Genomic DNA, 25,158 nt, shown 5'->3' with positions numbered 1-25,158 from the left:
GCTGAACCTAAATTACTGCTTGACGTGTTTTATGCTTATGTACTTTATGTAGCCGCGCCCGATTGGGCGATAGACGCGCCAACATAGCGGCAGATAAAGGTGTAAAACAACCTAACATCATATCTGCTAAGGCTTCGGCACATATGGGTGCAATCGCATAACCTTTTGCACCCATTGCTGACATTGTCCATAAACGCTGACTTTGCGCAAGTAATCCGACCAATGGATGATAATCCATCGTTTGAGTACGAATGCCAGCACGCGCATGCCATGTACTGATATCATTTGGTAAGACGCTGCTTAATTCAGGCATATCTCCAATCAACTTGTCATAATTTTGCTGATTTTCTTCATCTCGGACATCGATATTGGCATCACCATCGATAAAGCTTGCACCAAGTAAAAACTGTGGCTGATTTTCGCTAATATGGTTCAGTTCCGCATCACCGCTCTGTCCAATAAATGGCGCACAGTAGCCACTGTATTTGAGCGGCAATTTAGGCAATTTAGTCAGTTGCTGCGCAGTTGGCGTAAACCAAGACAGTTGCCCGCGAATCGTACGGCACTTAACGATACGTTTATCCAATTGATGGCTTTCATAAGCCGCGCAAATCACAACATGGTCAGCTGTGATAGTCAAAGAGGCTTGGCTCGCATTTTTATCCTCTTTAGTACCTGTCAAAATGATACTGTTCTCGGTTTCCTTAATATTAATAATATTGAGCTGCCGATAGATGATATTGGGGTGCGCAAGAATAACAGTTTTTAAGGCTTGTGGATTGACCAGACCGGACTGTGGCAGATACAAATTATGAGCCAAACCTTTATCTTTTAGGCCACTGATATCCTGTGTTTTTTGAGTGCTGATGATGGTTGCCATGGTATCTGGATACTCTGCAATCTGCTCCGTACCAATATTGGTTTTTACCAATAAGTCTAATGTGCCGGTCTGCTCAAATACCAATGGCGATTTTTGCAAAGCGGCTTGCTGATTAAAGTGGTGATATAAGCGACCACTGTATAAGTAACCAATAGAATGCAGATGCTCGTATACATGATGAATCGGCGTCATATTAGGCGCAAGGAGGGCGCGCGGATTACCAGATGCACCAGCCAGCGGTGCGTCCTTATCGAGCACTGTCACGCTGATACCGCGATTGGCAAGTGACCATGCAGTCAATAGTCCTGCCACACCAGCACCGATAACGACTGCATTATTAGGATGGTTGGACAAGAGTGCCTTATTAGACAGGGTTGAAATAGGCTTATCTAAAGATGACATCTCGCTCATAACGGCCGTGAGTATCTCACGCTTAGACTCAAACCCTTTGCTCTTTTTAATGACAAAACCCTGCGATTGTAATCCACGTTTGATGATACCTGCACAGCTATAGGTAGCAGCAGTCGTGCCAGCACGTGATAAGCGTTGCATATGGCTAAAGATACGCTCTGTCCATAAGATCTCATTGCAAGAAGGCGCAAACCCATCTAGAAACCAGGCATTGATATACGGACGCTGAGTCGCTACTGCACCATCTAAACTTGCTAAGCTATCACTAGCATCTCCCAGCCAAACATCAAGGGTTAAATTATCATCAATAAAATCTAACCGATGACAACCAGCGATAAGAGGAGGATAACTGGTTAAAAGTTGCTCAATCAACAGTGACAGTTCAGGTGTACGTTGTCCTAGTGGGGCAAGTATCTTCGCTAAGTCACGAAAGGGGATGGGGTGTTTTTCGGTAGTAATAAAGTGCAAACGGGCGCTTGCTAAGTGCGGGTGTGTTAATCGAAGCTGTCGCCACAACTGCCAAGTCGCGAGTAAATTAAGTCCTTTACCAAAACCTAGTTCGTAGATCGTAAAGCATTGCTTAGGAATAAGGTTTGCCAATCGCGTGGGCAGCTGATTATGTGCCAAAAATCCATGGTGAGATTCTGCTAAACCATCTACTTGCGAAAAATAGGCATCGCCAAACTCACCTGATACTGGCACTTCATTACCAGCGTCATCAGTTTGCCATTCAATGTTGGCTGGAGAGATAACATGTGGTGGTGTCGTGCTTTTGGTTGTATTAATAGCCATAGAAGCTGGTTTGGGCATAATTATTTATCAACCGCACAGTGTTCAAGCAAGTAGGAAGTGGAGCATTAAATCGGTAGACATCAATCCAATAGATGATTTCAATCGATAAAAATGCAACTACCAGCGTTCACGGCGAACAAATACTAGCCATGAGATAAAAATACCGACCAATAGGCTAAGCAAAACAGTGAATGCACCATATAAAAATAATTGACCTTGACTTTCATAAACCAAGACGTTTGCTTGCGTCTGTAAATCATTGACTTGGCGTTGCAGATGAGCATTACGGCTTAGTAATTCTTGGTTAGCAGCCGATAAAGCTTTATTTGATGGTTGCAGCTGTGCCGCCAAGGTATTGTTAATATCGGTAGCAGGCTTCGCTGCGGTAGGCATTTCTATGACCGGAGCAGCTGTTTGAGGGTCGCTCGATTGAGGAGCGTTGCTAGCTGCGATTAGTGCTGGCATAATCCCTGCTGCGGGCTCGGTTTGAGTAGACAGTGTTGGCGCTGCATGTACTGATATAGACAGGGCAGTAATGGATACTATGCCCGCAAAAGCAGTACTTGCAAGACCAGTTTTACGACTTTTTAATGGGAGTAACCGCTGAATCACGATGATGCTACCTCATTTGTTGTGCTGACATTCACTGCTGGTAGGGCTTGAATAAATGGCTTGATGTCAACATGACTGTAGACACCATCACGCAAATACGGCTCAGCGCTTGCCCAGTTTTGAGCTGCCTCAAGCGAGTCAAAGTCAGCGATAATCAGGCTACCTGACATCTCGCTTTTACCATGTTCAATCGGTGTTGGACCAGCGATAATCAAGCGATGCTCACGACTCAATACTTGTAAGCGCTCAACGTGCTCTGGGCGTGTCAGCTGACGTTGCGCGCTACTGCCTGCTACGTCGTGACCAATAATGGCGAATAAAGACATGTTACTTCCCCAATTGATAATAAAAATGAAGCGTTGGAATTAATAACCATAAGGCGTCATTTTGTCTTCTCAGACTTTACAAAGCATTATAGCTACCATTGACATTCAGAGATAACAAAATATCTACTATTAAGTTATCAGTTGCTATTTAACTGTTTATTTAGCAGACTTATCTGTCAATGCAGGGTTCAGATGCTTTTTCAATAACAAAAACTGAGCAACTACGAATACCAGCATCAGCGGAATCCAGCCATAAGTTTTAAAGTTAATCCAAGCTTCATCAGACATGGTAAATGCCGTGATATAATGTAGGATAGCCATCATCGCAAAAAACAATGCCCAAGCAATGGTCAGTTTTTTCCAACCACTCATCGTGAGCGAAAAAACATCTTTCATTGCCAACTGCATCAAAGGTTTATTGATTGCGGCACTGATCAATAGCGTTAGCGCAAAAATACCGTTAATAATCGGTGATTTCCAGCGTAAGTAAATATCGTCACGCAACAGCAGGGTACCACCGCAAAAAACGATGGTTAGCAATAAGACGACCCACTGCTGTTTGTCGAACTTGCCCTTTTGACGCACAAAGTGAATCGCATAGACGATGACAGTGGCAATGAGCAATGCGCCAGCTGCTGCTAAAATGCCATTGTAACGAGCAGCAATAAAAAACGCGATCAAAGGAATGAAGTCTAATAAGGCTTTCATAGCAAATAAAATGTCCAACTAAAACGTATGCGCTAGTTTACACGTCTACTGCGCCAAAAAAAAGCAATCAACACTATAATCCTCTGATATGAGCTGCTTTGGCACTTTTAACCTTATTTTACTCAAGAATATTCAAAACCCTAAGGCTTGCTTTATGAAAATCGATTTACATTGTCATAGTACCTGCTCTGATGGCACTTATGCGCCGGCAGAAGTGGTACAGCGCGCCCATACGGCTGGCATTAATGTATTGGCTTTGACCGATCATGATACTTTGCTAGGTATTGATGAGGCACGCGCCGCGGCAGAAGCTTGCAATATACAACTGATTAATGGCGTAGAAATCAGCTGTGAGCACACCTTAAGCGGCGGCTACGGTAAAAATAAATCTACTAACAAAATTATTCATGTACTTGGTCTTGATTTTACCGACCGCGAGAAAATGCACGCCACTCTACAACAGTTGCAAGACAGCCGCGCCACTCGCGGTCAGCGTATTACAGAAAAACTCAGTAAGTTGCTTGGAGTCGATTATGATGAGCTGTGGCAAGCTGTTCTTGCTAAAGCCAGTGGCAATCCGCAAGCAGTTGGGCGCGCACATATCGGGCAAGTGTTATTTGAACGCGGTGAAGTAAAGACGGTACAAAAAGCCTTTGATAAGTATTTGGCAGACAATAAACCCGCTTATGTGGCGATCGAGGCGCTGACGATGCAGCGCGGCATTGAGCTGATACAGGAATGTGGTGGCAAAGCAGTGTTGGCACATCCAACGCGGTATCAGCTGTCAGCGACGCGCGTCCGTAAGCTTATCGAAGAATTTGCGCAGCTGGGTGGCGATGCTTGTGAGTTACCTGCCAATAGCGAGCCTGTCAGTACGCGTAAAATGGTTGACCGTAGTATTGCTGAACACAAGCTGGCTGCATCGATAGGTAGTGACTTTCATGGGAGCAATATGCCATGGCGACGATTGGGGGATGTCCCCAATATGCATTCCGAACAGCAAGGTATCTGGCAATCTTTTGCCGCTTTATCTTAAATAATAAACGGCTGCACTTATTATCCGATGAATTAATTAAACGGATTGATCAATAGATCAAAAATTGCCACACTCAATGATAAGTTCAGATTTAGTATCAATCATGACACCGGATGGATTGCTCTGGTTTTAACTCAATCACTTTCATTGTTTTCGGTCGCCCATTATGGCTTTTTCGATATTTCATCTAGGCTACAGAGAACTCTCTCGAGTGATTTTCGAGTGGCAGGCTGCTGATAGAGCATTGCTGCTAGCATTGTTTGTGTTGATGGAAATCACCTTACATTGGATTTGGTGCTTGTATGTTTGGTGTTGTAGAGAGACCTATGACTCCTACGTTGATATGGCGCTGTTGTATCCTTTATGGATTGGCATTACGCTGCTCGGACTCTTCTTTTTATGGATGATCAGTCGCTCATCGCCTATCAAAACCGGTCACGGCTCGCTACATACATGGCAGGCGGTCTTAATCACACTTTATAGTACTTATATTGCGGTGGTTATTTTGGTGATGGGGCATAGCAGCTTGGTGGCTGGGGTGTCGCTGGTGGGCGGGGCGATGCTGGGTATGATGCTTATACGGCGACGTTATGTATGGAGGGCTTTTTTGGCTCATAGTATGTTGATTTTTTTGGCTACATTAATTCCCTATTTTGGCTTTACAATTCCCAATCTGCAACAAATGACAATAAGCTCTTTTCCCTTAGATAGATATAACTATTTGACCTATAGCGAGACCACGGCTATCGAAAATGCCATCTCTGCGTCCATATTTCAGAATGGGACGCTTAGCTGGGATACGTTTAATCAAATGCGTTTTTCTTCTGCGTTTTTTTGGCGCAGCACGCATATTTATATGTCGCTGCCAAAAGCGATTTTTATCATCTATATGTTTCGCACGCTGTTATTGATATTGGATAACAGTAAAGCTGAGATTATGCAGTACGCCAATCATGACGAATTGACTCAGCTGAAAAGTCGCCGTTATGGCTTAACGCAAATGCAGCAGGCACTTTTGGCAATGGGAGATCAGCAGGACGTCAGTATTATATTATTAGACTTAGATTGGTTTAAAAATATTAATGATAATTACGGTCATGATGTTGGCGATCAAGTATTATCAGAGGTTGCACAGACCTTATTGAATTCATTGACAGAAGAGGCGATTGTGACTCGGTATGGTGGAGAAGAGTTTTTAATCGTGCTCCCAGATACCTCGCATGATAGCGTCATGACGATTGCTAAACAGCTGCGACGAGATATTGCTGAGCAAGTCATCAGAGGCGACAACCATACAGATTTTAATGTCACGGCAAGTTTAGGGGTTTATACCTTGACGCATGCTGAGCGTACTCATATTCAAAGTGAATATAGGACTACTGAATTAGAAGAGAATATACAATCGCCAAATAATTCAAAAAAAGTTCGTTCATCTGTTAAAGGATTGCAAAAAAGTAGCCCAATACAAAACAGCTCGCAACAAAGAATTACCCACAGAAGAAAACGAGTCGCCACAGAAATCGCGCAGGCGCAATTGCCCATCGACATTTGCCAGCGCTTGATTTGTATCGCTGATAAAGCACTATACGAAGCAAAGGATCGCGGACGCAATCAAGTCGTTAGTGCCAACGAGGTACTAGCAGCAGAAAATAGCACGGTTATCTCATTTTATACCGCTAGCAAATAAATCAGTACTTTAACTTTTTAGATCCTGAACCGGTTATGACATAGATAATGTCTAGGTATTTAATTCTTGTACCAAACTTGCTAATACGCTGGTCGCAAAGCTACCGGTCGTCAAAGTAAAGTTTAAGATCAGTAACTGACTACCTTCTGTATCCTGCCATTCCCAACTTAATGCTTCAATAGGTAATCGCAGTGCTCGCCTTTGCGCTTTGATATCACGCTGCTCTAGACCTGTGGCTAGCTGTTTTAATAATGGACTATGCGCTACGATATCAGTTTCCATGGCGGCCGCTTTGCCGCTGACCTTCTCATTACCTGTGCCCCACAGCACGGCGGTCGGATGGATATCGCCTGATTCAAGACGGGCTCGTAAGGTATCGTCTATCTCATCGCTTGCAAATATCGAGCCTGAGCCATCTAGATTAAATACTTCACCTGCAAGTCCGTGGTTCCAGCTACCATCACGGACACGTGCTGCCAATATTTCATTAAATATCAAACTGCGTGCTGCTGACAGCTCCATGGTATTTTGCTCGCGTGGCACGCGTTTACGTTTGCCTTTATTAGACGGCGGACGGGCCTCAGGTACAGGACGCGCAAACAATGACAATGCTTCTCTAATATTATTGCCACTGCGACCAAAGCGCTGCGGTCCAAAATAATTGGGCACGCCACTTTGACGAATAATCACTAAGTGCTGCTCGACGGCTTGCTTGACAGACAATAGCTGTTCAGGTGATGGTGTATCAAAGCCTACAAATTCAATATCACGTAAGGTAATAATAAATTGATTGGCGCGGTGCGTGCCGCGATTGAGCTTTTTATTGTGCCACTGCTGCTCAAGGATAGTGATTGACTCATTAGCACCGATATCTACGGGCGCAAACTCAGAGTCTGGTAATTGCTTCTTTGGTATGCGCAGGCTAAACCACTGCGTCGTTAGCGCATGACGGTCTTTCAGCCCTGAGAAGCCGACATCACGTAAAGGAATATCCGCCCATTCGGACAATAATTTGGCAAGATATGCCGTGTTCATCCCTGACTTTTGGATATGGAGCCAGAGATGCTCACCCTCACCTGCGAACTCTAATGGTAGCAACTCGTTAACAATAAAATCCGTGGTATGAGCCTTATAAGTAGCATGCTTTAACAACGGCGGTATCGGCTGCGGTAAATTGGCAGTATCAGTGGCAACGGTAATATCATGGTCTTGAACAGTCATAAGATAGTCTTTTACGTTTTATAGAACATTAATAGGGATTGAAAAAGCAGTCAGTATGTTTTGTAACGTCGTCAATATACAAAAGAACAGCATAAGTGAAGGAGGCTTGCTACTATCGATAAGTCTCGAAACGCTTTAAACAGGAACCATTATAACTGTTAAGGATGACTTATGAGTAAGGCAGCTACTATAAATACAGTCACTATAAACAAAGCTGACATTATCAGCGGCGGTATGAAATCCTACAAACAGGATGATGATAGTATCATTTTAATTACCCGCGACGACAGCACGTTTCATGCTTTCGATGGGAAATGTCCGCATGCTGGGGCGAATCTGGGCGACAGTTTGACGGTTTATACCTCAATCAAAATAGATAATCATATTGAAGCGGACAAATTAACTGACACCCATACTATTATCGTTGGCGGCGGTGGTGCAGGATTTATTATCCAAAGCTTTTTAGCAGGGAATATGCCTGAAGAAAAGCTATTACCGTCATCGGGCAAGACCATCGCATGATGGGCAATATCGTCTCCAAAACGGTCAGTGATGCATTGATTAAATTGCATAAGGAAAAAGGTCTTGAGTTCGTGTTTAATGCCAGCGTCGCTGAAATTATTGAAGCTGAAAATACGACTGACAATGGCGAAGAGAATTTTTCACAAGTTAATAGTGTCAAAATAGTATGGTCACGGCAGCAGCGATATTAAATAATAACAACGTCAAGTCGCTAGCGGAGCGTACCCCTTTCTTTTGGACGATGCAATATGGTAAAAGTTTACGCTATAGCGGACATGCTGCGATGCCAGATCATGGCATTTTCTGAGTTATTGCGCCAAGGTCATGCACCAACACGGGCAAAAATTAACGCAAAATTTGATATTATCGAGCAAGCGCAAACGTTATTGCACTAGTACTGAAAACGAATAAATATTACTATCAAAGCTGGGCTATTCATTTAGGTCAGCTTTTTAATATAGACGTAAAAACAGGAAAAAATAATATGAATAAAGGCAATACTAATAATGACAATATTAATAAAGAAACCGTTTTTTTACGTCAAGCTGAAGCTAATGATATTGGCGCACTTGAGCAGCTATTGAACCGATGCTATCGGCAGACAGAAGGCTGGACCAATGAAGCAGATTTAATCGGTGGTATACGTATTACTAAAGATGAGCTGGCTCGTACTATCGCTAATCCCACGCATTATCTTTTCGTTTATCCAAAAACCATAACAGGCGAGCGTGATGGAGAAGAAACGGGTGAGCTGTTAGGATGTATCGGAGTGGATATGAAAATTAATGCTGCTGGTGATAAAAAAGCCTATATCGGCATGTTTGCCGTCCATCCTGAGCTACAAGGGCAGGGCGTTGGCAACGTGATTTTGCAAGCAGCTGAGACATTTGCAGGTCGTCATCTACAACCAGATGAGCAAGCTTCTGATAAAAAACCGGCTCGTTTGACCATGTCTATTTTAAGCCATCGTCCTGAGCTGTTGTCTTATTATCAGCGCCGCGGTTATCAGCTAAATGGCAATAAAATGCCGTTTCCAAATGATGGTAATAATGGCGAGCCAAAGCGTCAGGATTTGGAATTATTAGAATTAGAAAAACCAGTCAGTTAAAAAATATGTAGAGGCTAATATTATCGACCCCAAAAGTATTTGAAAGTCATAAACAGTCCCACGCTCAGCAGTAAAAATGCCCCCACAATTAAGCGCTTAAACCAGTTAAATGCTGGTAAGCGTGTGGCGTTGTCATTAGAGGTGATATAGACAAATAAAAATATCAGACTGACAACCAAGGTTAAGATGCCAAGCCCAATCGGTAATATAAAAAAATACGCCTGCCACATGAGTATCTCGCAACCATCATTATTAAGCACATCATAGCAGCATCCCGATTGTACTGTCTGACTTATCCGCACCTTAAATTTTATAAACATATCAGGAAGACGATGTGAGAAATTTCAAAAAATCGGTATTCATTATGGTATTCACGCCGTTTTTTGCCGCGTGTTCTAATGCGCTTCCTGACGATACAGTTGAAGGTCTGATCGAAGCGCAATATGAGCAAACTACTAAGATAGTAGAGGACGCAAAGGCTAACGCAGGCAATGATAAGATGGCAAAAGCCATGAGCGGGATGATGGAGACCATGATGCCAAAGCTTGAGCACATTGAGAATATCGACTGCGATACCATTGAGGGTGAAAACGCCTATTTCTGTAGCGCTGATGTCACTCAAACGATTGCGGGTAATAGCCAAACCAATAAGACGGGATTTAAAGTTTATCTAGTCAATGATGAGTGGGTATTGGGTCATTAGAGGCTTTGATGCTTTCTAAGCAATAAGCACTAATACATAAGCACTTCTACTGGTTGCTGATAATCAAAAAGGATGCCCAAACGGCATCCTTTTTATGTAATAGGTAAAGCTATTACTAATATTACCCGGTCCATTGCTAGCGCATCGTCACAAACTCTTCTGAGCCAGTGGGATGAATGGCGACGGTATTATCAAAGTCAGCTTTGGTTGCGCCCATTTTGATCGCTACCGCAAAGCCTTGAATCATCTCATCCACGCCAAAGCCGATACCGTGCAAGCCAATGACTTTTTCTTCATCACCTAAACATATCAGCTTCATTGTAGATTTTTGGCGATGCTGAGTCACCGCACTATACATATCCGTAAAGGTGGAGGTATAGCATTTAATATTGCCTTTACCAAATTGATTTACGGCATCGATTTCAGACAAACCAATGGTGCCAATAGGAGGGTGGGTAAAGATAACCGTCGGTATCAGCTCATAGTTTAGATGTTCATCAGGTTTGTTATTAAACAAGCGCTCTGACAAGCGACGACCTGCTGCGATAGCCACTGGGGTCAAATCAATACTGTTTTCGATAATATCGCCTACCGCATAAATCCCTTTAACATTGGTGTTTTGGAATTTATCGACTATGATTTTACCAAACTCGGTCGTTTCCACGCCCGTCACTTGCAAATTGATATTGTCCGTCGAAGGCGCGCGACCAATCGCCCAAATCAAACAATCTACCGTATCGAGGCTACCACTTTCGGTACACAAGGTTAGGCTACCGTCGTCATTTTTAACAACTTCGGTGAGCATGGTGTTGGTATGCAATTGAATGCCATCTTGCTCCATTTCTATTAGCAAAGTCTCCACAATAGTGTGATCAAACGAGCGCAGCGGCGAGTGCTGACGGACATACAAGTGTACCTCCGCGCCGAGACTATTCATCACACCAGCGATCTCAACGGCGATATATCCTGCTCCAACGATAGCAACCCGCTTTGGCAAATGATTCAAGGCAAAAAAGCCATCAGAGTCGATGCCGTATTCTGCGCCTTTGATATTTGGCTTTATAGGATGACCGCCTGTGGCAATCAAAATATGGTCAGCGGTAATCAGCTCGCCATTGACCTCTACGGTATTGCTATCGACGAATGTGGCAAAGCCTTTTATCACTTCAACACCGTTTTTTGCCAAATTGTTATCATAAGCGCGATGAATGTTTTGAATATATTGTTGACGGCTCTGTACCAGTTTTTGAAAGTCAAAGCCTTTTAGTTCAACGTCAAAGCCATAATCCGGCGCATACTTATGAATGGCTCCAGCAACTTGCGCGCCATACCACATCACCTTTTTAGGCACGCAGCCCAAGTTTACGCAAGTGCCACCCAATTGGTTGGCTTCGATAATGGCACATTTTTTGCCATAGCTCGCGGCTCGATTAATCGAAGCAATGCCGCCGCTACCGCCGCCAATGGCGATATAGTCATAGTGTTTGGTCATATTGAGTCTCTTTATTGAGGGGTTGTTAACATAATTTTGAATATTAATTGAAAACAGTCCATCATCTATACGATGGCACGACGTCTATAAAATAACAGCCCGGGAATGGACAAGCCCAGCACCAATCCTGAAGTCACAAATAACGCCTCAAACAAATACACCATCATTTGGCTAAATAACTCGTCGGAAAAGCCAAAATAGCCAATCTGAACCATACTCACCATCGCCTTATAAGCAGCGATACCGGGCATCATACAAATGACACTGGGCGAAATTAATGCTTTGGGCGGTAGCGTATACTTTTTAGAAAAGTAAACGCCCAAGAAGCTGGCAAGCATCGCCCCAAAAAAGCTGGCCACCACGAGATGGACGTGTTGATAGACAAGCGCTGTTTTGAGCCCGAATCCGAACGCGGTCATCAGCAAACAAGGCAAAATGTAACGTTTGGGAACGCTAAACATCAGCGTCCAACCAAGGGTGATGATACACGACAGCACCAGGGTTTCAATGAACCACATGTCAAAACCCCCAGTGCTGTATTTGAAGTAACACCAGCGCCATCACGATGCCAACGCACGCGGACAAGGTCAACATATAGGTAAACACGGCACGTCCAATCCCAATATTGACATAGCCTTTTAAGATGTCTGAGAAAGAGTTGATCAAAGGAAAGCTTGGCACCAGTAAGAGCACGCTTGAGGCAACGGCAATATCGGCATTATTACCGATATCAAAATAATAGGTCGTCGCCCCAATTAAAGAAGCAATAAAAGCCGTCACAATGACTGCTATAAAGGGGTTGAAATGGTGCTTGGCCAGATAAATACGCGTGAACATCGCTACCATACCTGCGATAAACGTCACGCCAGTAATCGACCAACTGCCGCCATTTAGATAAGCAAACGCAGCACAAGATGCACCAACAAATATGCCCACTAGCCATGTTGGATAAACGGTTTTATCTAATTCATCAAAGGCAAGGGTAGTGCGTTCAGTCAGTTCAGACTTCAGTTTGTCATTATTATTATCGTTATCTGTGACGGCTTCGGTTCTATTGACAATTTGCTGGATTTGTACCAATAAATTGACATTGATGCTTTGATTGATCGTGTCTCTGGTGGTGGTGATACAGCGCTCATCGCAGATGGTGGTCAAGGTCAGGGCATTAAAATTCAGCGAACACTCTACGCTGTTCATCCCCAACGCAAGCCCTAGGCGTTTGGATAAGTCCACCACGACGGCAGACTCAGCACCATATTGCATAAGAAGTAAGCCGCAGCGCACGCATAGTCGAGTGATACGCTGCTGCTGGACGTAGCTGATAGAAGTCATGGGTGAGATACGCATGTTGGTTGGCGATTGATACGCTATTATAAAGGGTATGGATGCTGAGGCGCAGCCATTATCAGCCATTATCGAATATTATATTGGATGCCAGTATAAAATTTTTTGGCAAGGAGTCTAAAATGCACATCGCTATTTTGACACTGACGTTTTCATTGCCTGGATGTAGCTCGCTAAAAGAAAAGCGGCAACGCATGGGCGGCTTGCATGCACGCTTTAGTAATACGCCAAGCGTTGCGGTCTGTGAGAGCGGTGAGCGGGATCGGCATGACGCCAGCGAATGGACGTTTGTGATCGTTGGACTGTCCAAACGTGAGGTTGAGTCGCAGTGTAGTCAAATTGAGGAAAAGATAGAGCGTACGGTAGATGCGCGGGTGATGAATGTTGAGAGAGAGTTTATTTAGGAGGTGGCTTTTTGGAGAGCCAATCCCGCTTTTCGCTTATATCTTGGCTAGCACATGGGTAGGCGCTAAAGCCAGTGTCATTCCAACATTTGAGCGACCAACTCTAGCCAAGCGCCCGCAGCCTTGCGCGTTGCCAAGGATAACCGCTATAGTTAAAATACCTTAAAAACGCTACGGTACTGCTGGTATAAATTTTTTGCAGCCTCTGTCTGCGTAGGCACAGCAAGCAAGAAAAATTGATATCAGCAGTACGTTATGTATCGATATTGCTTTTCCCTGACTATGCAATCGGGGCTAAACCGCGCCTCAAGGCAAGTATCTAGGGCACGTCCTCAATTCAATCGATGGACATCTAAGTGGGCTAAATTTTGTCAAACATCGTCAAATAGCTGGGTAATATCCCGATAGTAACAGCGCTATTTTCCTTGTTTGACTGCAATTTATCTCATTTTTATCTCCATTTTTAAAATGAGGACACGCCTTATCACTGAATCTGAATGAAACCCAACAAAAAAGGCCACTCCCTAAAGAGTAGCCTTCTATCAACAACTAACCAATTTTATTAGCTAACTTCTTTCAACCCTTGTTCAAGCATGGGCTTTAAGAATACACCCGTGTAGGATTCTTTCACTTCAGCTACTTCCTCAGGCGTACCTTCAGCGATGATCATACCGCCACCTTTACCACCTTCAGGACCTAAATCAATTACCCAATCCGCAGTTTTGATGACGTCAAGATTGTGCTCGATGACGACGATGGTATTACCTTTATCGCGTAGGGCATGCAGGATATGCAGCAGCTTATCGATATCATGGAAATGCAAACCAGTCGTTGGCTCATCCAAGATATAGAGCGTCTGTCCGGTATCACGCTTGGCAAGCTCACGCGCCAATTTGACACGCTGCGCTTCACCACCTGATAGCGTCGGTGCAGACTGACCCAAGCGAATATAGCTCAGACCGACATCCATCAAGGCTTGCAAACGACGATAGATCGCCGGAATCGCTGAGAAAAACTCAGTCGCATCCTCAACCGTCATATCGAGTACGTCGGCGATGTTTTTACCTTTATAGTGAATCTCCAAGGTCTCGCGATTATAGCGTTTGCCTTCACACGTATCACATGGCACATACATATCAGGTAAGAAATGCATTTCGACTTTTATGAGACCGTCGCCTTGACACATCTCACAGCGTCCGCCTTTGACGTTGAAACTAAAGCGACCGGCTTTATAACCACGGGCACGCGCTTCTTGCGTTTGGGCAAACATTTCACGCACAGGGGTAAATACGCCGGTATACGTCGCTGGGTTTGAGCGCGGTGTACGACCAATAGGGCTTTGATCGATATCGACCATCTTGTCCAAGTGCTCAAGGCCACTGATACTGTCATGCTTATCCGCGATAAGTGTTGAGGCGTTGTTGAGCTGCGTTGCTGCCAATGGCATAAGTGTACGATTAATCAAAGTCGATTTACCAGAGCCAGACACGCCAGTGATACAAGTCATGATGCCAATTGGTATCGTCAAATTCACGTCGTGTAAGTTGTTGCCTGACGCGCCTTTGAGCTCAATCGTCATCGGGACTTGTTTGGGCTTGGCTTTCCCTTTAACTTCCATATTCATCGTTTTGGCTTTATGACGAATAGTTGGAATCTCGATTCTTTTCTTACCAGACATATATTGTCCAGTCAGTGATTCTTTGTTCGCCATGATATCGTCGACTGTGCCTTGAGCAATGATATGACCGCCATGTACACCCGCGCCGACACCGATATCGATGACGTGATCCGCTTGGCGAATGGCATCTTCATCATGCTCAACGACGAGTACGGTGTTGCCCAAATCACGCAAGCGCGTTAGGGTTTTTAGCAGGCGATCATTGTCACGCTGATGCAGACCAATGGACGGCTCATCGAGCACGTACATCACGCCCATGAGTCCCGCGCCGATTTGGCTGGCAAGACGAATACGTTGTGCTTCGCCGCCGGACAACGTTTCGGCAGAGCGGGCAAGCGATAAATAATCAAGACCAACACTGACGAGGAAGTTTAAACGCTCATTAATCTCTTTAAAGATTTTTTCCGCGACTTCGCCTTTATGACCACCAATTTTGAGGGTTTTATAATAGTCAGCCGCATCACCGATAGACAGTTTGACGATTTGAGCGATGGTTTGATCGTCAACGCGGACGTTGCGTGAAATTTCATTCAAACGCGCGCCATCGCAGACATTACACGTGGTATCGGCCAAATATTTCGCCAGCTCATCCCGTACGAGGTTACTTTGTGTCTTGGCATAACGACGCTCTAAATAAGGCAATACGCCTTCAAATGGCACGGTTTTATTGGTTTTGCGACCGCGCTCATCGGTAAAGTTAAAAGTCAGCTTTTCTTTACCAGAGCCATGCATGATGAGGTCTTGTTGCGCTTTGGGTAGGTCTTGCCACGGCGCATCCATGTCTATTTTAAAGTGTTTGCAGACGGTGCTGAGCAGACCGAAATAATACGCATGACGCTTGTCCCAACCATTGATTGCGCCTTGATTGAGTGATTTTTCGTGATGAGTAATGAGCTTTTCGGCAGCGAAATACTGACGTTTACCCAGACCATCACAGCTTGGACACGCGCCATATGGATTGTTAAAACTGAACATGCGCGGCTCAAGCTCAGAGACCGCACGATCACAGACAGGGCAAGAGTGCTTGGCTGACATGACTTGGTTTTCATCGCCGCCTTCTTTTGGATTGCCATCCATAAAGTGTAGCGTCACCAACCCTTGACCTAAACGCAGAGCAGTCTCTAGACTTTCAGCGACACGGTTACCCAAGTCATCACGGACTTTAAAGCGATCAACCACGACTTCGATGGTATGTTTTTTCTTTTTGTCCAGTGTCGGTAGCTCATCGGTATCGTAGACATCGCCATCGACACGTACACGCACAAAGCCTTGCCCAATCAGTTGCTCAAGCAAGACGGTATGCTCACCTTTACGCTCACGAATGACAGGTGCCAAAATCATAATCTTCGTATCATCTGGCAGTGCCATGACTTGATCGACCATCTCAGTCACCGACTGCGCAACCATTGGCTCGCCATGCTCTGGGCAATAAGGGGTACCAATGCGCGCATACAGCAGCCGCAAATAGTCATAAATCTCGGTAATCGTACCGACCGTTGAGCGTGGATTGTGGTTGGTCGATTTTTGCTCAATAGCAATCGCAGGTGACAGACCTTCGATACTATCGACTTCTGGTTTTTCCATCTGTGACAAAAACTGACGTGCATAAGCCGATAGGCTCTCGACATAACGACGTTGCCCTTCAGCATAAAGGGTATCGAATGCCAATGAGGATTTACCAGAGCCTGACAAACCCGTAATGACCACAAACTTATCTCGTGGAATGTCTAAATCGATATTTTTTAGATTGTGCGTGCGTGCGCCGCGAACCTTAATATACTCGTGTGCCATCGGTGATAGGTTTCCTATTTGCTAAAATGGTATTTTCAAAAAATTTAAAAGGGTCAATCAATATGAGTTAAGTGATTCATTGAAGGCGTAGATAATTTTGAAAATGCTGTTCAAATTAATATGGTTTTATAAAAATATGCAGCTTTCGTAAAGCGATAGTAATGGCTGTCTATTTTAGATCATGCCTTTAATACTTGAGATGGATAAAGGTAATCTAAATAAAGGTTAACTAATATGAGTGGTTTGTTATAGATTTAGCCGAACAACATCGTTCTGTAAAAAGATTTATCATGAAGTTTTTTCAGACAACAATGTTCTCGACGTCTTACTTTATTGTCATGATAGCCGTATTATTCAAGGTGTGATGACCAATGAGACGCACTTAGTAACAAAATTATCGCATAAAATGAATGGCTTAAGTCGGTGTCTACTATGATGCTGAAGTAGGAGGGCAAAAGTCTCGGCAAGCAAACGGCGAATGTCTTATACTAGTGAGCTTCATTTGTAGGCTAAACCCTTGATACAGTCGTAATAATACAAGCAGAGCCGCCGTGATAAACCAGCAATGATGAACCAGTGAGGCAAGTATGAATAGCGTAGAAAAACGGGCAATCCTCGGGGTCGGTGGCATCTTTGCCTTACGGATGATTGGTTTGTTTATGATTGTGCCTGTGTTCTCTGTATACGGTGATAATTATGCGCATGCCACCCCATTTTTGATTGGTTTGGCGGTTGGTATTTATGGGTTAGGGCAGGCGATATTTCAGATCCCGATGAGCCTTGCCGCTGATAAGTTTCCACGTAAGCCGATTATATTTTTAGGTCTTATCTTATTTGCTATAGGCGGTATCATGGCTGCCAATGCCACGGATATTTATGAGGTCATTATTGGTCGAGCGCTGGCCGGTAGTGGCGCCGTCTCTGCGGTGCTCATGGCATTACTGGCAGATGTAACTCGTGAAGAGATGCGCACCAAAGCGATGGCGACGATGGGATTGACCATTGCCACCTCTATCATGCTGGCTTTTGCTTTTGGCCCCTTGCTGGTGGGTTCGCTTGGCATCTCAGGATTGTTTTGGCTGACTGCAGGCTTCGCTGTTTTGGCGATGGTGTTGTTATTGGTTGTACCCACACCGTTACGTGTACTCAAGCACAATTTGGACAACAAATCGATTGGTCAGCAGTTAGCAACCGTCCTGAAAATCGGCGATTTAAACCGTTTGCACATTGGCATATTTGCTCTGCATCTGACCATGACGGCGATTTTTGTTATTTTGCCGCATCAATTAAATGAGGTGATGGGGTTGTCGGTACGCCAACAAGGCTTGGTGTATTTGCCCTTATTATTTATTGGCTTTGCGGTCGCGATTCCTTTTATCATCATTGCCGAAAAGAAACGTAAGATGCGCCAAGTGTTTTTAGGCGCGATTGCATTAATGACTGCTTCTTTGGTCATACTGGCGCTTGGTAGTCAGGTCGGTGTTGGTATTATTTTCGGATTATTGCTCTATTTTATGGGCTTCAATCTACTTGAGGCGACGATTCCTTCGTGGATATCGAAGCGTGCACCCGTGGCTAATAAAGCAACTGCGATGGGGCTCAATTCATCCAGTCAGTTTTTTGGCGCGTTTGTTGGTGGTGCGATGGGTGGCTTGCTATTGAGTCAGCCAAATGTGCTGGCGTGGGGCATATTGGCAATTATAATGGCCGCCTCTTTATTGCTGATTATTCCTATTGCTGATCCACCATATTTATCAAGTACGACTGTGACGATACCAAAGAATATCGATATTCAGGACTGGTCACGGCAAATGCTGGCAGTAGAGGGTGTGGATGAGCTGGTGGTCATGGCAAAAGAACAGGTCGCTTATTTAAAAGTGGACAAGACGCAGCTCACAGATTTGTCGCGACAGGAGCTGTCGCATTTAGCCCAATATCCTCTAGATATTTAACAGAAAAATGGTTAAAGTAAAAGTATATTAGTGCTAAGATTGAGTCTTTATATGAAAGACTCGATTAAAGCTGGTAATAGAATTATTCATAATAAAAGGACGATATCATGCGCGGTGTTAATAAAGTTATCATCATCGGTAACCTCGGTGCAGACCCTGAGGCACGTCAATTCAATAACGGCGGTAGCGTGACCAATATCTCGGTTGCGACATCAGAGCAGTGGACAGACAAGCAAAGCGGTGAAAAAAGAGAAGCGACGGAATGGCATCGTATTTCGTTGTTCAATCGCTTAGGTGAAATCGCTGCGCAGTATCTTCGTAAAGGCAGTAAGGTATATATCGAAGGCAGCTTACGCACCCGTAAATATCAAGATCCCAACGGACAAGACCGTTATATCACTGAAATTCGTGCTGAACAAATGCAAATGCTAGATGGCTCGACAGGTGGTAGTAATGATGCTGGTGGTGGCTTTGGTAGCAATAACCAAGGTGGCTATGGTAATCAGGGCGGCGGGTTTAGTAGCCAAGGTGGCCAGAACGACTATGGTCAGCAAGGAGGCAATCAGCCCGCGCAACAAGGCGGTTATAATCAAGGCGGCAGTGTGTCACAGGGTGGTCATCAAAATAGCTTTAACAATCAGAATGCGCCCGCTCAGCAGAATCAATTTACCAAACCAACTCAAGCACCAGCGCAGTCGAAGCCTACAGCGATACCAGATGGCCCTGTAGACGATGACATTCCGTTTTGAGGAATACATAATTAAGTAACGTTGATTAAGTTAGATAGAGCCTATGTGAATAGGCTCTTTTTTTATATCTTTAATATAAAAAAAGTTTATAATATATTTATGAATAACATACATGATTTAATGTTGATTAAAGGGTTCGTCATATGTCTCAAATTAAGAATTTGGTATTTAGTAATGGCGAGAGATATCCAATCCTAATAGATTCAGATGGTACTCCTGACTATTGGGTTACTTTATATGTAACAGAGAAGCTAAGACCTTCTCAAACACAGTCTGCAATCATTAATACTCTTGGGCATTTAGTACACCTTAAATTATGGGAGGAGATTAATAGTCGAAACCTTATAGAAGAGTTTACAGAATGTAAGTTTCTAAGTAATGAAGATGTCTACTCTATTCGTGATCATTGTATGTTGGATAGTAGAAGCTTGAGAAAATGGTTGAAAAGATCGAGGAGAAATACTGTAAGGTTTCCGTCAGCATCAACTGCGAATTTCACACCTATCCAAAGTGTTTCTAGCAATCATGCTTCAAATAGAATGTCACATATATCTTCCTACTTAGATTTTGTAGCTAGAGTCTTACTAAAAAATAAATTGATGAATGGGACTGTGTCATCTTCACTTACTAGTATGAACAAGTTGTTATTAGCTAATAAACCTAAAGGTAACAAGGGAAGAGGTCTGGCTACTGACCCTAATTTAAAGTCTGCGCCACCTGAAGCTTTCGCTCGAATATTGGAGATTGTAAAAGAAGACTCATCTGATAACCCTTTCAAAGGTACGGATGTTAAATTACGCAACGCGATTATATTTGAAGTTATGAATATAACAGGTATGAGAGCTGGTGAAATTCTAGCCTTGCAAATTGATGACGTAGATTTCCGTAACAACTTTATTACGGTTGTAAGGCGTCATGATGCTATCGAAGATCCTCGAAAAAGGCAGCCAGTAGCTAAAACTAGAGAGCGTAGAATTCCTGTTAATGCAAATCTCATCAAACGATTAAACACCTATATTATGGAAAATCGTGCAGCTACAGATAAAGCTAAAGGTCACCCCTATATCTTTGTCACTCATAAACATGGCAAATATTTTGGTAAGCCAATATCTAATAGTACGTTTGTTAACCGTATTGTTAAGCCAGCAATAGCAGTGAATCCAGAGCTACTTGAAGAAATAACAAGGCATGGTTTTCGACATAATTTTAATTACAATCTTTCAAAGAGTATAGATGCGAATAATGCGTCAGCAAAAAGCAATTCAAAAATAGCACTAGTCACAGAGAAAGCGGAAATGCAAATTAGAAAGCATCTTAATGGATGGAGTTCTGATAATACTGCTGAAATTTATAATTTAAGACATATAAGAGAAGAGGCTGATCGTTTAATGCGTGAAGATATAGAGCATTGGTCTCAATTTATTGATAAGGATTTATAGCGTGCAAAGTTTACTAAAAAATAATAGTAGTTTAGAAAGTCTCGCTGGTTTTGAAACAGCAGAAGTCAAAGTACCTGTACAGCACACTAGTAAAAGTGGGTATCTTTTCCAATTTGACAGTGATGAGTGGCGACTAGATGGTTCGACTGTTGTTAAATTCGAAAATCTTGTGCCTATGAATTATGAGTTAGAAGTAGGCTTCAAGAAAGCTCTATGTCGCTATGCTGAGGAACTGTCAGCAATGCATACATCTAATATGTTTAAACACTTTAATGCTTTTATGAAGAGTGACAACGAAAAGGAAATTACAGTAGAAGCTTTATCAAAATATAGAGCTTCACTGGATTCAGAAAATGAATATAAATTAGGTGCTTTAAAAGGATTTTTACTAGCTTGGTATGAGTGGCAATTCAAAGGTGTTGATAAAGATGTTGTAAGTTATTTAGATGAGTTAATACTTAAAGGTAATTCTAAAGGCAATGCAGTCAAAGGTGCATGCCCGTATTCGGGGCCGTTAACTCATAATGAGTTAGGAGCATTGATTGATTGGTCATCAAATGCATTTAACACGAAATTGCTGAATCTTGAAGAGTATGCCTGTTTTATGACACTAGCATTAACTGGTCGTCGATTTGTTCAGATTCGCTCGTTAAGATCCATAGATCTCATTTTACGTGAAGATAATAACGGTAATGATTATGTTATTAACTGTCCTAGAGCTAAGCAACGTGGCGTTAGTTTTAGAGGTCAGTTTACACCTCTTCCGATTAATGAAGATCTATACCTTATTTTGAGTAACCAACGTGACAAGTCGATAAGGCTTATTGAAAATAGATTGGGAATTACTTTACCTCTGAAAGTTCGTAACCAAATCCCTATTTTTTTAGAAGAAGGGAGAGTAAGTAAGATAGTAGATCAGAAGGACTTAGTAAGAAAATTGACTGACACACCTGATTATTTGCATATTACGCGTGAGACAGCCTCATACTTGCTTAGAAATGTCTCTATTAAGAATACTGCTTATTCAGAAAGAACAGGAGATTTTATCAATTTTACCGCCTCTCGATTCAGATATACCAAGGGTACTAATCTTACACGTCGAGGTATAAGAGGTGTTGCGTTAGCAGCTGCATTAGACCATACAGATACACAGAATATTGGCATTTATGTGGAAAATACTGAAGAGACAGCTCAGCAAATAGACGAAGTGATGGCTCCTATATTAGCGCCTTTAGCACAAGCATTTGCTGGAAAGCTGATTGCTTCCGAAAGAGACGCTATCAGAGCCAATGACCCAAATAGCAGAGTAAAAAATAGTGTTTCAGAAAGCGTAGGTAACTGTGGGACGCATTCATTTTGCGCATCTGGCTATAGGGCGTGTTATACCTGCGTAAATTTTCAACCTTGGTTAGAAGCTCCGCATACTGTTGTTCTTACAGAAGTCATAGAGGAAAGGAAAAGACAAGAGGAGCTCGGACTTTCAAAGAATGTTATTCAATCCACAGATAAATTACTGCTTGCTGTACAGCAGGTAGTTCTTATGTGTGAAGCTATTAAGTTAGAGGGGAAAATAGTAAATGTGTGATGTGATTCATTTTCAACCTAGAGATGAGCTAACAGCTCAAAACAACTTAGAAAACTTTATTATCCATTGTCGTGATCACTTAACACTCTACGAAGATCAGGGAGGTTGGCAGAGTAATAACTGGAAGCATGAACAAAAAGGTCGTTCAATCGCAATGACCTTTTCGAAGTATCGTGAAATTTCGAATCCTGCTAGTTTTGACCCTTTAGAAGAACCTTTCCTATCTTTTGCAAAGGCTTATATCAGGTATAATCAAAGCATTAAAGCTGTATCTAGCGTTACTAATAAGATGGTTGCCTTGCGCATAATCCATGATGCTTTATTTGAAGTTCATGACGACACGGATATATTAAAAGTTGATGGTTTGGTCTTAAGCAAAATGATTGAACTGACTACGCTTCGAGTAAGTAATGATGATCGTAGAAATAAAACAGGTTATCAGATTCAAATACTGTTTGATTTTATTCGGGATAAGGGGTTTGTACCTACACTTCAGGCATGGGTAAACCCTTGGCCCAAAGTAGGGGCAAAAGCTGAAAGAACTGATAAAGAATCTATTGAATGGCAGGATACACGTTGTCCAAGTATGCATCAGATGTTAGCTTTGGCAGATTGTTTTGCAAAAGCTAAAACTCGGGAAGACCAGTATTGGTCTAGCATTGTGGCATTATTAATGTTTGCACCTGGAAGAGGTGGTGAGCTTTCAGAATTAACTATTGATTGTATTCATCGAGGCGAGAATGGAGCACTAGGTGTTAGGTGGTATGCTAACAAGGGGTTTGGTTATACAATTAAGTGGGTTCCAAAAGACCTTGAAGAGACTGTGCTAGAAGCACATAGGAGGCTAATGAAGATTGGGCAACCAGCAAGAAAAGCTGCTAAGTTTGCTTACGATAACCCTAATACTTTCTTACGTCACAAAAACTGTTGCACTTCAAAAAACCTCTCTGAGAATGAGAAGTTAAATGCATACGAATTTGCATGTGCAATGAATTTTTCTGAGTCTACTACTGATAGACTACTGGATGATTATATAGATTTACACTCTGATGCTGCTTGGATTGCTATCGGAGAAAACACTACCAGATGGATCAAAAAATTAAGAACTAATGGTAGTCCGGTAATCCCCCCAATAAATAAGAACACTTACAAATAGAGATTAACTGCTAAAATACACCAGCAGGAGAATCCTATGAAAAAGACACGCTTTAGCGACAACCAAATCGTCAACATCCTAAAACAAGCCGAACAAGGCGTCCCTATTACCGAGCTATGCCGTGAGCATAACATCAGCCAAAGTACCTTTTATAACTGGCGCTCAAAGTATGGCGGCATGGATGCCACACTTATCAGCCGTCTTAAAGAACTTGAAGTTGAAAATGCCCGCCTTAAAAAGATGTACGCTGATGAATGTCTTAAGTCCGATATTCTACAGGATGCCATGTCAAAAAAGTGGTAGCGCCCCAAAGGCGCAAAGGGTTGGTTTGTCACTACATTGAAGATCGTGGTATTGGTATCCGCAGGGCTTGTAGCATCTTTAACATCAGCGTCACCTGTTATTATCACAAGTCGGTGGTAACAGATGAGAACCAGCAAATAGCGGACTTACTTATCAAACTGACTGATGAGAACAAGAACTGGGGCTTTGGCTTGTGCTTTTTAACCCTGCGTAATGTCATGGGACTGCCTTACAACCATAAGCGGGTATATCGCATCTACTGCGAGCTTGAACTCAACCTTAGAATCAAGCCTAAGCGTCGCATTAAACGTGCTAAACCAATACCATTAGCAGTACCTGATAGGATTAACCAAAGCTGGAGCATGGACTTTATGCACGACGGCTTAACTGATGGCCGCGGCTTTAGACTGTTCAATGTCATTGATGATTACAACCGTGAGGCACTCACCATTGAAGTCGACTTCTCGCTACCGGCGCAAAGGGTCATACGCAGTCTTAATCAGCTTATTGAGTACCGAGGCAAACCTGTGCAGATAAGATGCGATAACGGCCCTGAATACATCAGCAATGCGCTCAAAGACTGGGCTGAGCAGCAAGGCATCATCTTAAGCTATATTGAACCTGGCAATCCACAGCAAAATGCGTATGTAGAGCGCTTTAACAGAACCATGAGATATGATTGGTTAAATCAGGAGCTGTTTGATAATCTAGAGCAGGTACGCGCACAAGCAGAAAACTGGTTATACCATTATAATCATAAGCGCCCAAACATGGGCAATGGCGGTTTTACACCGATACAGAAACTCAATCAGGCAGCTTAATTCTATTTATTAGGTGTCTTAAGTTTGGGAGGGTTACCGTCCTATATATAGAGACTTAGCTAAAAGTACATTAGAAGAGTATAAACATGCGAGCTGGCCGAATCTAAATTCTATTGATCGGCCCATTTGGGAATCCTTAGTCATAATTCGTGACCGTGAGTTTCATAATCAGTTCTCTGCCAGAAATTTTTCATGGCGTTTACCCACGGTTAACGAATTGAATGCCCAATTAGCTATCCGAGACAAACTGAAAAATCCGCCTAAAACCCTTTTTCAGAGAATGGGTTATAAAGACGAAGATAGAACTGAAATTCGTTTAACTTCACATCAAATTCGTGTTTGGCTATCCACTAATGCTGAGCGTGGCGGTATGGATGCTTGGCAGTTTGAGCTATGCTGAAGAAACCGTAGAGATAAACTTGGTAAACTAAGCACAAC

25 protein-coding genes are annotated in these 25,158 nt (G+C 43.0%); 15 read left to right on the top strand and 10 right to left on the bottom strand.

Annotation, left to right across the window (positions count from 1 at the left end; translation table 11 throughout):
- Positions 1 to 7: 7 nt before the first annotated feature.
- The 4 genes from mnmC1 to ispZ all read right to left on the bottom strand — a co-directional run bounded on the left by mnmC1 (position 8) and on the right by ispZ (position 3,729).
- The gene (mnmC1, locus tag AC0J5Y_RS09865; RefSeq protein ID WP_475130522.1) at positions 8 to 2,101 is read right to left on the bottom strand and encodes an FAD-dependent 5-carboxymethylaminomethyl-2-thiouridine(34) oxidoreductase MnmC1; all 2,094 of its coding nucleotides are present in this window, start codon (positions 2,099 to 2,101) and stop codon (positions 8 to 10) included.
- 99 nt (positions 2,102 to 2,200) lie between these two features.
- Positions 2,201 to 2,695: a hypothetical protein gene (locus AC0J5Y_RS09860; RefSeq protein WP_475130521.1), complete on the bottom strand. Its 495-nt coding sequence runs from the start codon at positions 2,693 to 2,695 to the stop codon at positions 2,201 to 2,203.
- Positions 2,692 to 3,021, bottom strand: coding sequence for a YciI family protein (locus AC0J5Y_RS09855; RefSeq protein WP_475130520.1), 330 nt, complete (start codon positions 3,019 to 3,021; stop codon positions 2,692 to 2,694). Before AC0J5Y_RS09855 ends, AC0J5Y_RS09860 begins: the two co-directional genes overlap by 4 nt.
- A gap of 156 nt (positions 3,022 to 3,177) precedes the next feature.
- Positions 3,178 to 3,729, bottom strand: a complete 552-nt coding sequence (gene ispZ, locus AC0J5Y_RS09850) for a septation protein IspZ (protein ID WP_475130519.1) — start codon at positions 3,727 to 3,729, stop codon at positions 3,178 to 3,180.
- Between the two features lie 154 nt (positions 3,730 to 3,883).
- Here ispZ and AC0J5Y_RS09845 point away from each other — a divergent pair, with 154 nt between their 5' ends.
- Together AC0J5Y_RS09845 and AC0J5Y_RS09840 are read left to right on the top strand one after the other, a co-directional pair.
- Positions 3,884 to 4,765, top strand: coding sequence for a PHP domain-containing protein (locus AC0J5Y_RS09845; RefSeq protein ID WP_475130518.1), 882 nt, complete (start codon positions 3,884 to 3,886; stop codon positions 4,763 to 4,765).
- Between the two features lie 166 nt (positions 4,766 to 4,931).
- The gene (locus AC0J5Y_RS09840) at positions 4,932 to 6,452 is read left to right on the top strand and encodes a GGDEF domain-containing protein (RefSeq protein WP_475130517.1); all 1,521 of its coding nucleotides are present in this window, start codon (positions 4,932 to 4,934) and stop codon (positions 6,450 to 6,452) included.
- Between the two features lie 51 nt (positions 6,453 to 6,503).
- On the opposite strand, the gene truD is transcribed toward AC0J5Y_RS09840, so the two are convergent.
- Positions 6,504 to 7,673 carry a tRNA pseudouridine(13) synthase TruD gene (gene truD, locus AC0J5Y_RS09835; RefSeq protein ID WP_475130516.1) on the bottom strand — a complete coding sequence of 390 codons (1,170 nt, stop codon included), beginning with the start codon at positions 7,671 to 7,673 and terminating at the stop codon, positions 6,504 to 6,506.
- A gap of 171 nt (positions 7,674 to 7,844) precedes the next feature.
- On the opposite strand from truD, the gene AC0J5Y_RS09830 reads away from it, so the two are divergent.
- The 4 genes from AC0J5Y_RS09830 (at position 7,845) to AC0J5Y_RS09815 (ending at position 9,303) form a co-directional block, all read left to right on the top strand.
- Positions 7,845 to 8,195 carry a Rieske 2Fe-2S domain-containing protein gene (locus tag AC0J5Y_RS09830; RefSeq protein ID WP_475130515.1) on the top strand — a complete coding sequence of 117 codons (351 nt, stop codon included), beginning with the start codon at positions 7,845 to 7,847 and terminating at the stop codon, positions 8,193 to 8,195.
- On the top strand, positions 8,192 to 8,386 hold the full coding sequence (locus tag AC0J5Y_RS09825) for a hypothetical protein (protein WP_475130514.1): 195 nt from the start codon (positions 8,192 to 8,194) through the stop codon (positions 8,384 to 8,386). Before AC0J5Y_RS09830 ends, AC0J5Y_RS09825 begins: the two co-directional genes overlap by 4 nt.
- A gap of 57 nt (positions 8,387 to 8,443) precedes the next feature.
- Entirely contained in the window at positions 8,444 to 8,590 is a 147-nt protein-coding gene (locus AC0J5Y_RS09820) for a hypothetical protein (protein ID WP_475130513.1), read from the top strand.
- Between the two features lie 89 nt (positions 8,591 to 8,679).
- Positions 8,680 to 9,303 carry a GNAT family N-acetyltransferase gene (locus AC0J5Y_RS09815; protein WP_475130512.1) on the top strand — a complete coding sequence of 208 codons (624 nt, stop codon included), beginning with the start codon at positions 8,680 to 8,682 and terminating at the stop codon, positions 9,301 to 9,303.
- A 20-nt stretch (positions 9,304 to 9,323) separates the two neighbouring features.
- Here AC0J5Y_RS09815 and AC0J5Y_RS09810 read toward each other — a convergent pair whose 3' ends face one another.
- Positions 9,324 to 9,563 (bottom strand): hypothetical protein, encoded by a 240-nt coding sequence (locus AC0J5Y_RS09810; RefSeq protein WP_475130511.1) that lies wholly within the window; start codon positions 9,561 to 9,563, stop codon positions 9,324 to 9,326.
- Positions 9,564 to 9,637: 74 nt separating this feature from the next.
- On the opposite strand from AC0J5Y_RS09810, the gene AC0J5Y_RS09805 reads away from it, so the two are divergent.
- The gene (locus tag AC0J5Y_RS09805; protein WP_475130510.1) at positions 9,638 to 10,006 is read left to right on the top strand and encodes a hypothetical protein; all 369 of its coding nucleotides are present in this window, start codon (positions 9,638 to 9,640) and stop codon (positions 10,004 to 10,006) included.
- 136 nt (positions 10,007 to 10,142) lie between these two features.
- Here AC0J5Y_RS09805 and gorA read toward each other — a convergent pair whose 3' ends face one another.
- From gorA to AC0J5Y_RS09790, 3 genes are all read right to left on the bottom strand, one after another.
- A complete protein-coding gene (gene gorA, locus AC0J5Y_RS09800; RefSeq protein WP_475130509.1) occupies positions 10,143 to 11,498 on the bottom strand; it encodes a glutathione-disulfide reductase in 1,356 nt (451 codons plus the stop codon).
- Positions 11,499 to 11,563: 65 nt separating this feature from the next.
- Entirely contained in the window at positions 11,564 to 12,016 is a 453-nt protein-coding gene (locus AC0J5Y_RS09795) for a threonine/serine exporter family protein (protein ID WP_475130508.1), read from the bottom strand.
- A 1-nt stretch (position 12,017) separates the two neighbouring features.
- Positions 12,018 to 12,830: a threonine/serine exporter family protein gene (locus tag AC0J5Y_RS09790; RefSeq protein ID WP_475132149.1), complete on the bottom strand. Its 813-nt coding sequence runs from the start codon at positions 12,828 to 12,830 to the stop codon at positions 12,018 to 12,020.
- Between the two features lie 134 nt (positions 12,831 to 12,964).
- Here AC0J5Y_RS09790 and AC0J5Y_RS09785 point away from each other — a divergent pair, with 134 nt between their 5' ends.
- A complete protein-coding gene (locus tag AC0J5Y_RS09785) occupies positions 12,965 to 13,246 on the top strand; it encodes a DUF503 domain-containing protein (RefSeq protein ID WP_475130507.1) in 282 nt (93 codons plus the stop codon).
- A 562-nt stretch (positions 13,247 to 13,808) separates the two neighbouring features.
- Here AC0J5Y_RS09785 and uvrA read toward each other — a convergent pair.
- Positions 13,809 to 16,715 (bottom strand): excinuclease ABC subunit UvrA, encoded by a 2,907-nt coding sequence (uvrA, locus tag AC0J5Y_RS09780; RefSeq protein WP_475130506.1) that lies wholly within the window; start codon positions 16,713 to 16,715, stop codon positions 13,809 to 13,811.
- 587 nt (positions 16,716 to 17,302) lie between these two features.
- On the opposite strand from uvrA, the gene AC0J5Y_RS09775 reads away from it, so the two are divergent.
- The 7 genes from AC0J5Y_RS09775 to AC0J5Y_RS09745 all read left to right on the top strand — a co-directional run bounded on the left by AC0J5Y_RS09775 (position 17,303) and on the right by AC0J5Y_RS09745 (position 25,120).
- Positions 17,303 to 18,667: an MFS transporter gene (locus tag AC0J5Y_RS09775; RefSeq protein WP_475130505.1), complete on the top strand. Its 1,365-nt coding sequence runs from the start codon at positions 17,303 to 17,305 to the stop codon at positions 18,665 to 18,667.
- Between the two features lie 107 nt (positions 18,668 to 18,774).
- Positions 18,775 to 19,416 carry a single-stranded DNA-binding protein gene (gene ssb / locus AC0J5Y_RS09770; RefSeq protein ID WP_475130504.1) on the top strand — a complete coding sequence of 214 codons (642 nt, stop codon included), beginning with the start codon at positions 18,775 to 18,777 and terminating at the stop codon, positions 19,414 to 19,416.
- Positions 19,417 to 19,559: 143 nt separating this feature from the next.
- A complete protein-coding gene (locus tag AC0J5Y_RS09765) occupies positions 19,560 to 20,855 on the top strand; it encodes a site-specific integrase (RefSeq protein WP_475130503.1) in 1,296 nt (431 codons plus the stop codon).
- A 1-nt stretch (position 20,856) separates the two neighbouring features.
- The gene (locus tag AC0J5Y_RS09760; RefSeq protein WP_475130502.1) at positions 20,857 to 22,440 is read left to right on the top strand and encodes a site-specific integrase; all 1,584 of its coding nucleotides are present in this window, start codon (positions 20,857 to 20,859) and stop codon (positions 22,438 to 22,440) included.
- A complete protein-coding gene (locus AC0J5Y_RS09755; RefSeq protein WP_475130501.1) occupies positions 22,433 to 23,596 on the top strand; it encodes a hypothetical protein in 1,164 nt (387 codons plus the stop codon). Before AC0J5Y_RS09760 ends, AC0J5Y_RS09755 begins: the two co-directional genes overlap by 8 nt.
- A gap of 36 nt (positions 23,597 to 23,632) precedes the next feature.
- Positions 23,633 to 24,720 (top strand): IS3 family transposase gene (locus tag AC0J5Y_RS09750; RefSeq protein ID WP_475129904.1). Its coding sequence is split into 2 segments (ribosomal slippage): positions 23,633 to 23,885 and positions 23,885 to 24,720, totalling 1,089 coding nucleotides; the frame shifts between segments, so codons are not numbered across the junction.
- A 217-nt stretch (positions 24,721 to 24,937) separates the two neighbouring features.
- Positions 24,938 to 25,120 carry a hypothetical protein gene (locus AC0J5Y_RS09745; protein WP_475130500.1) on the top strand — a complete coding sequence of 61 codons (183 nt, stop codon included), beginning with the start codon at positions 24,938 to 24,940 and terminating at the stop codon, positions 25,118 to 25,120.
- Positions 25,121 to 25,158: the final 38 nt, after the last annotated feature.

Source organism: Psychrobacter sp. TS_SC_6 (assembly GCF_056156305.1).
Note: the sequence above shows the minus strand (reverse complement) of the source record. Positions and strands in the feature narration are given on the sequence as shown.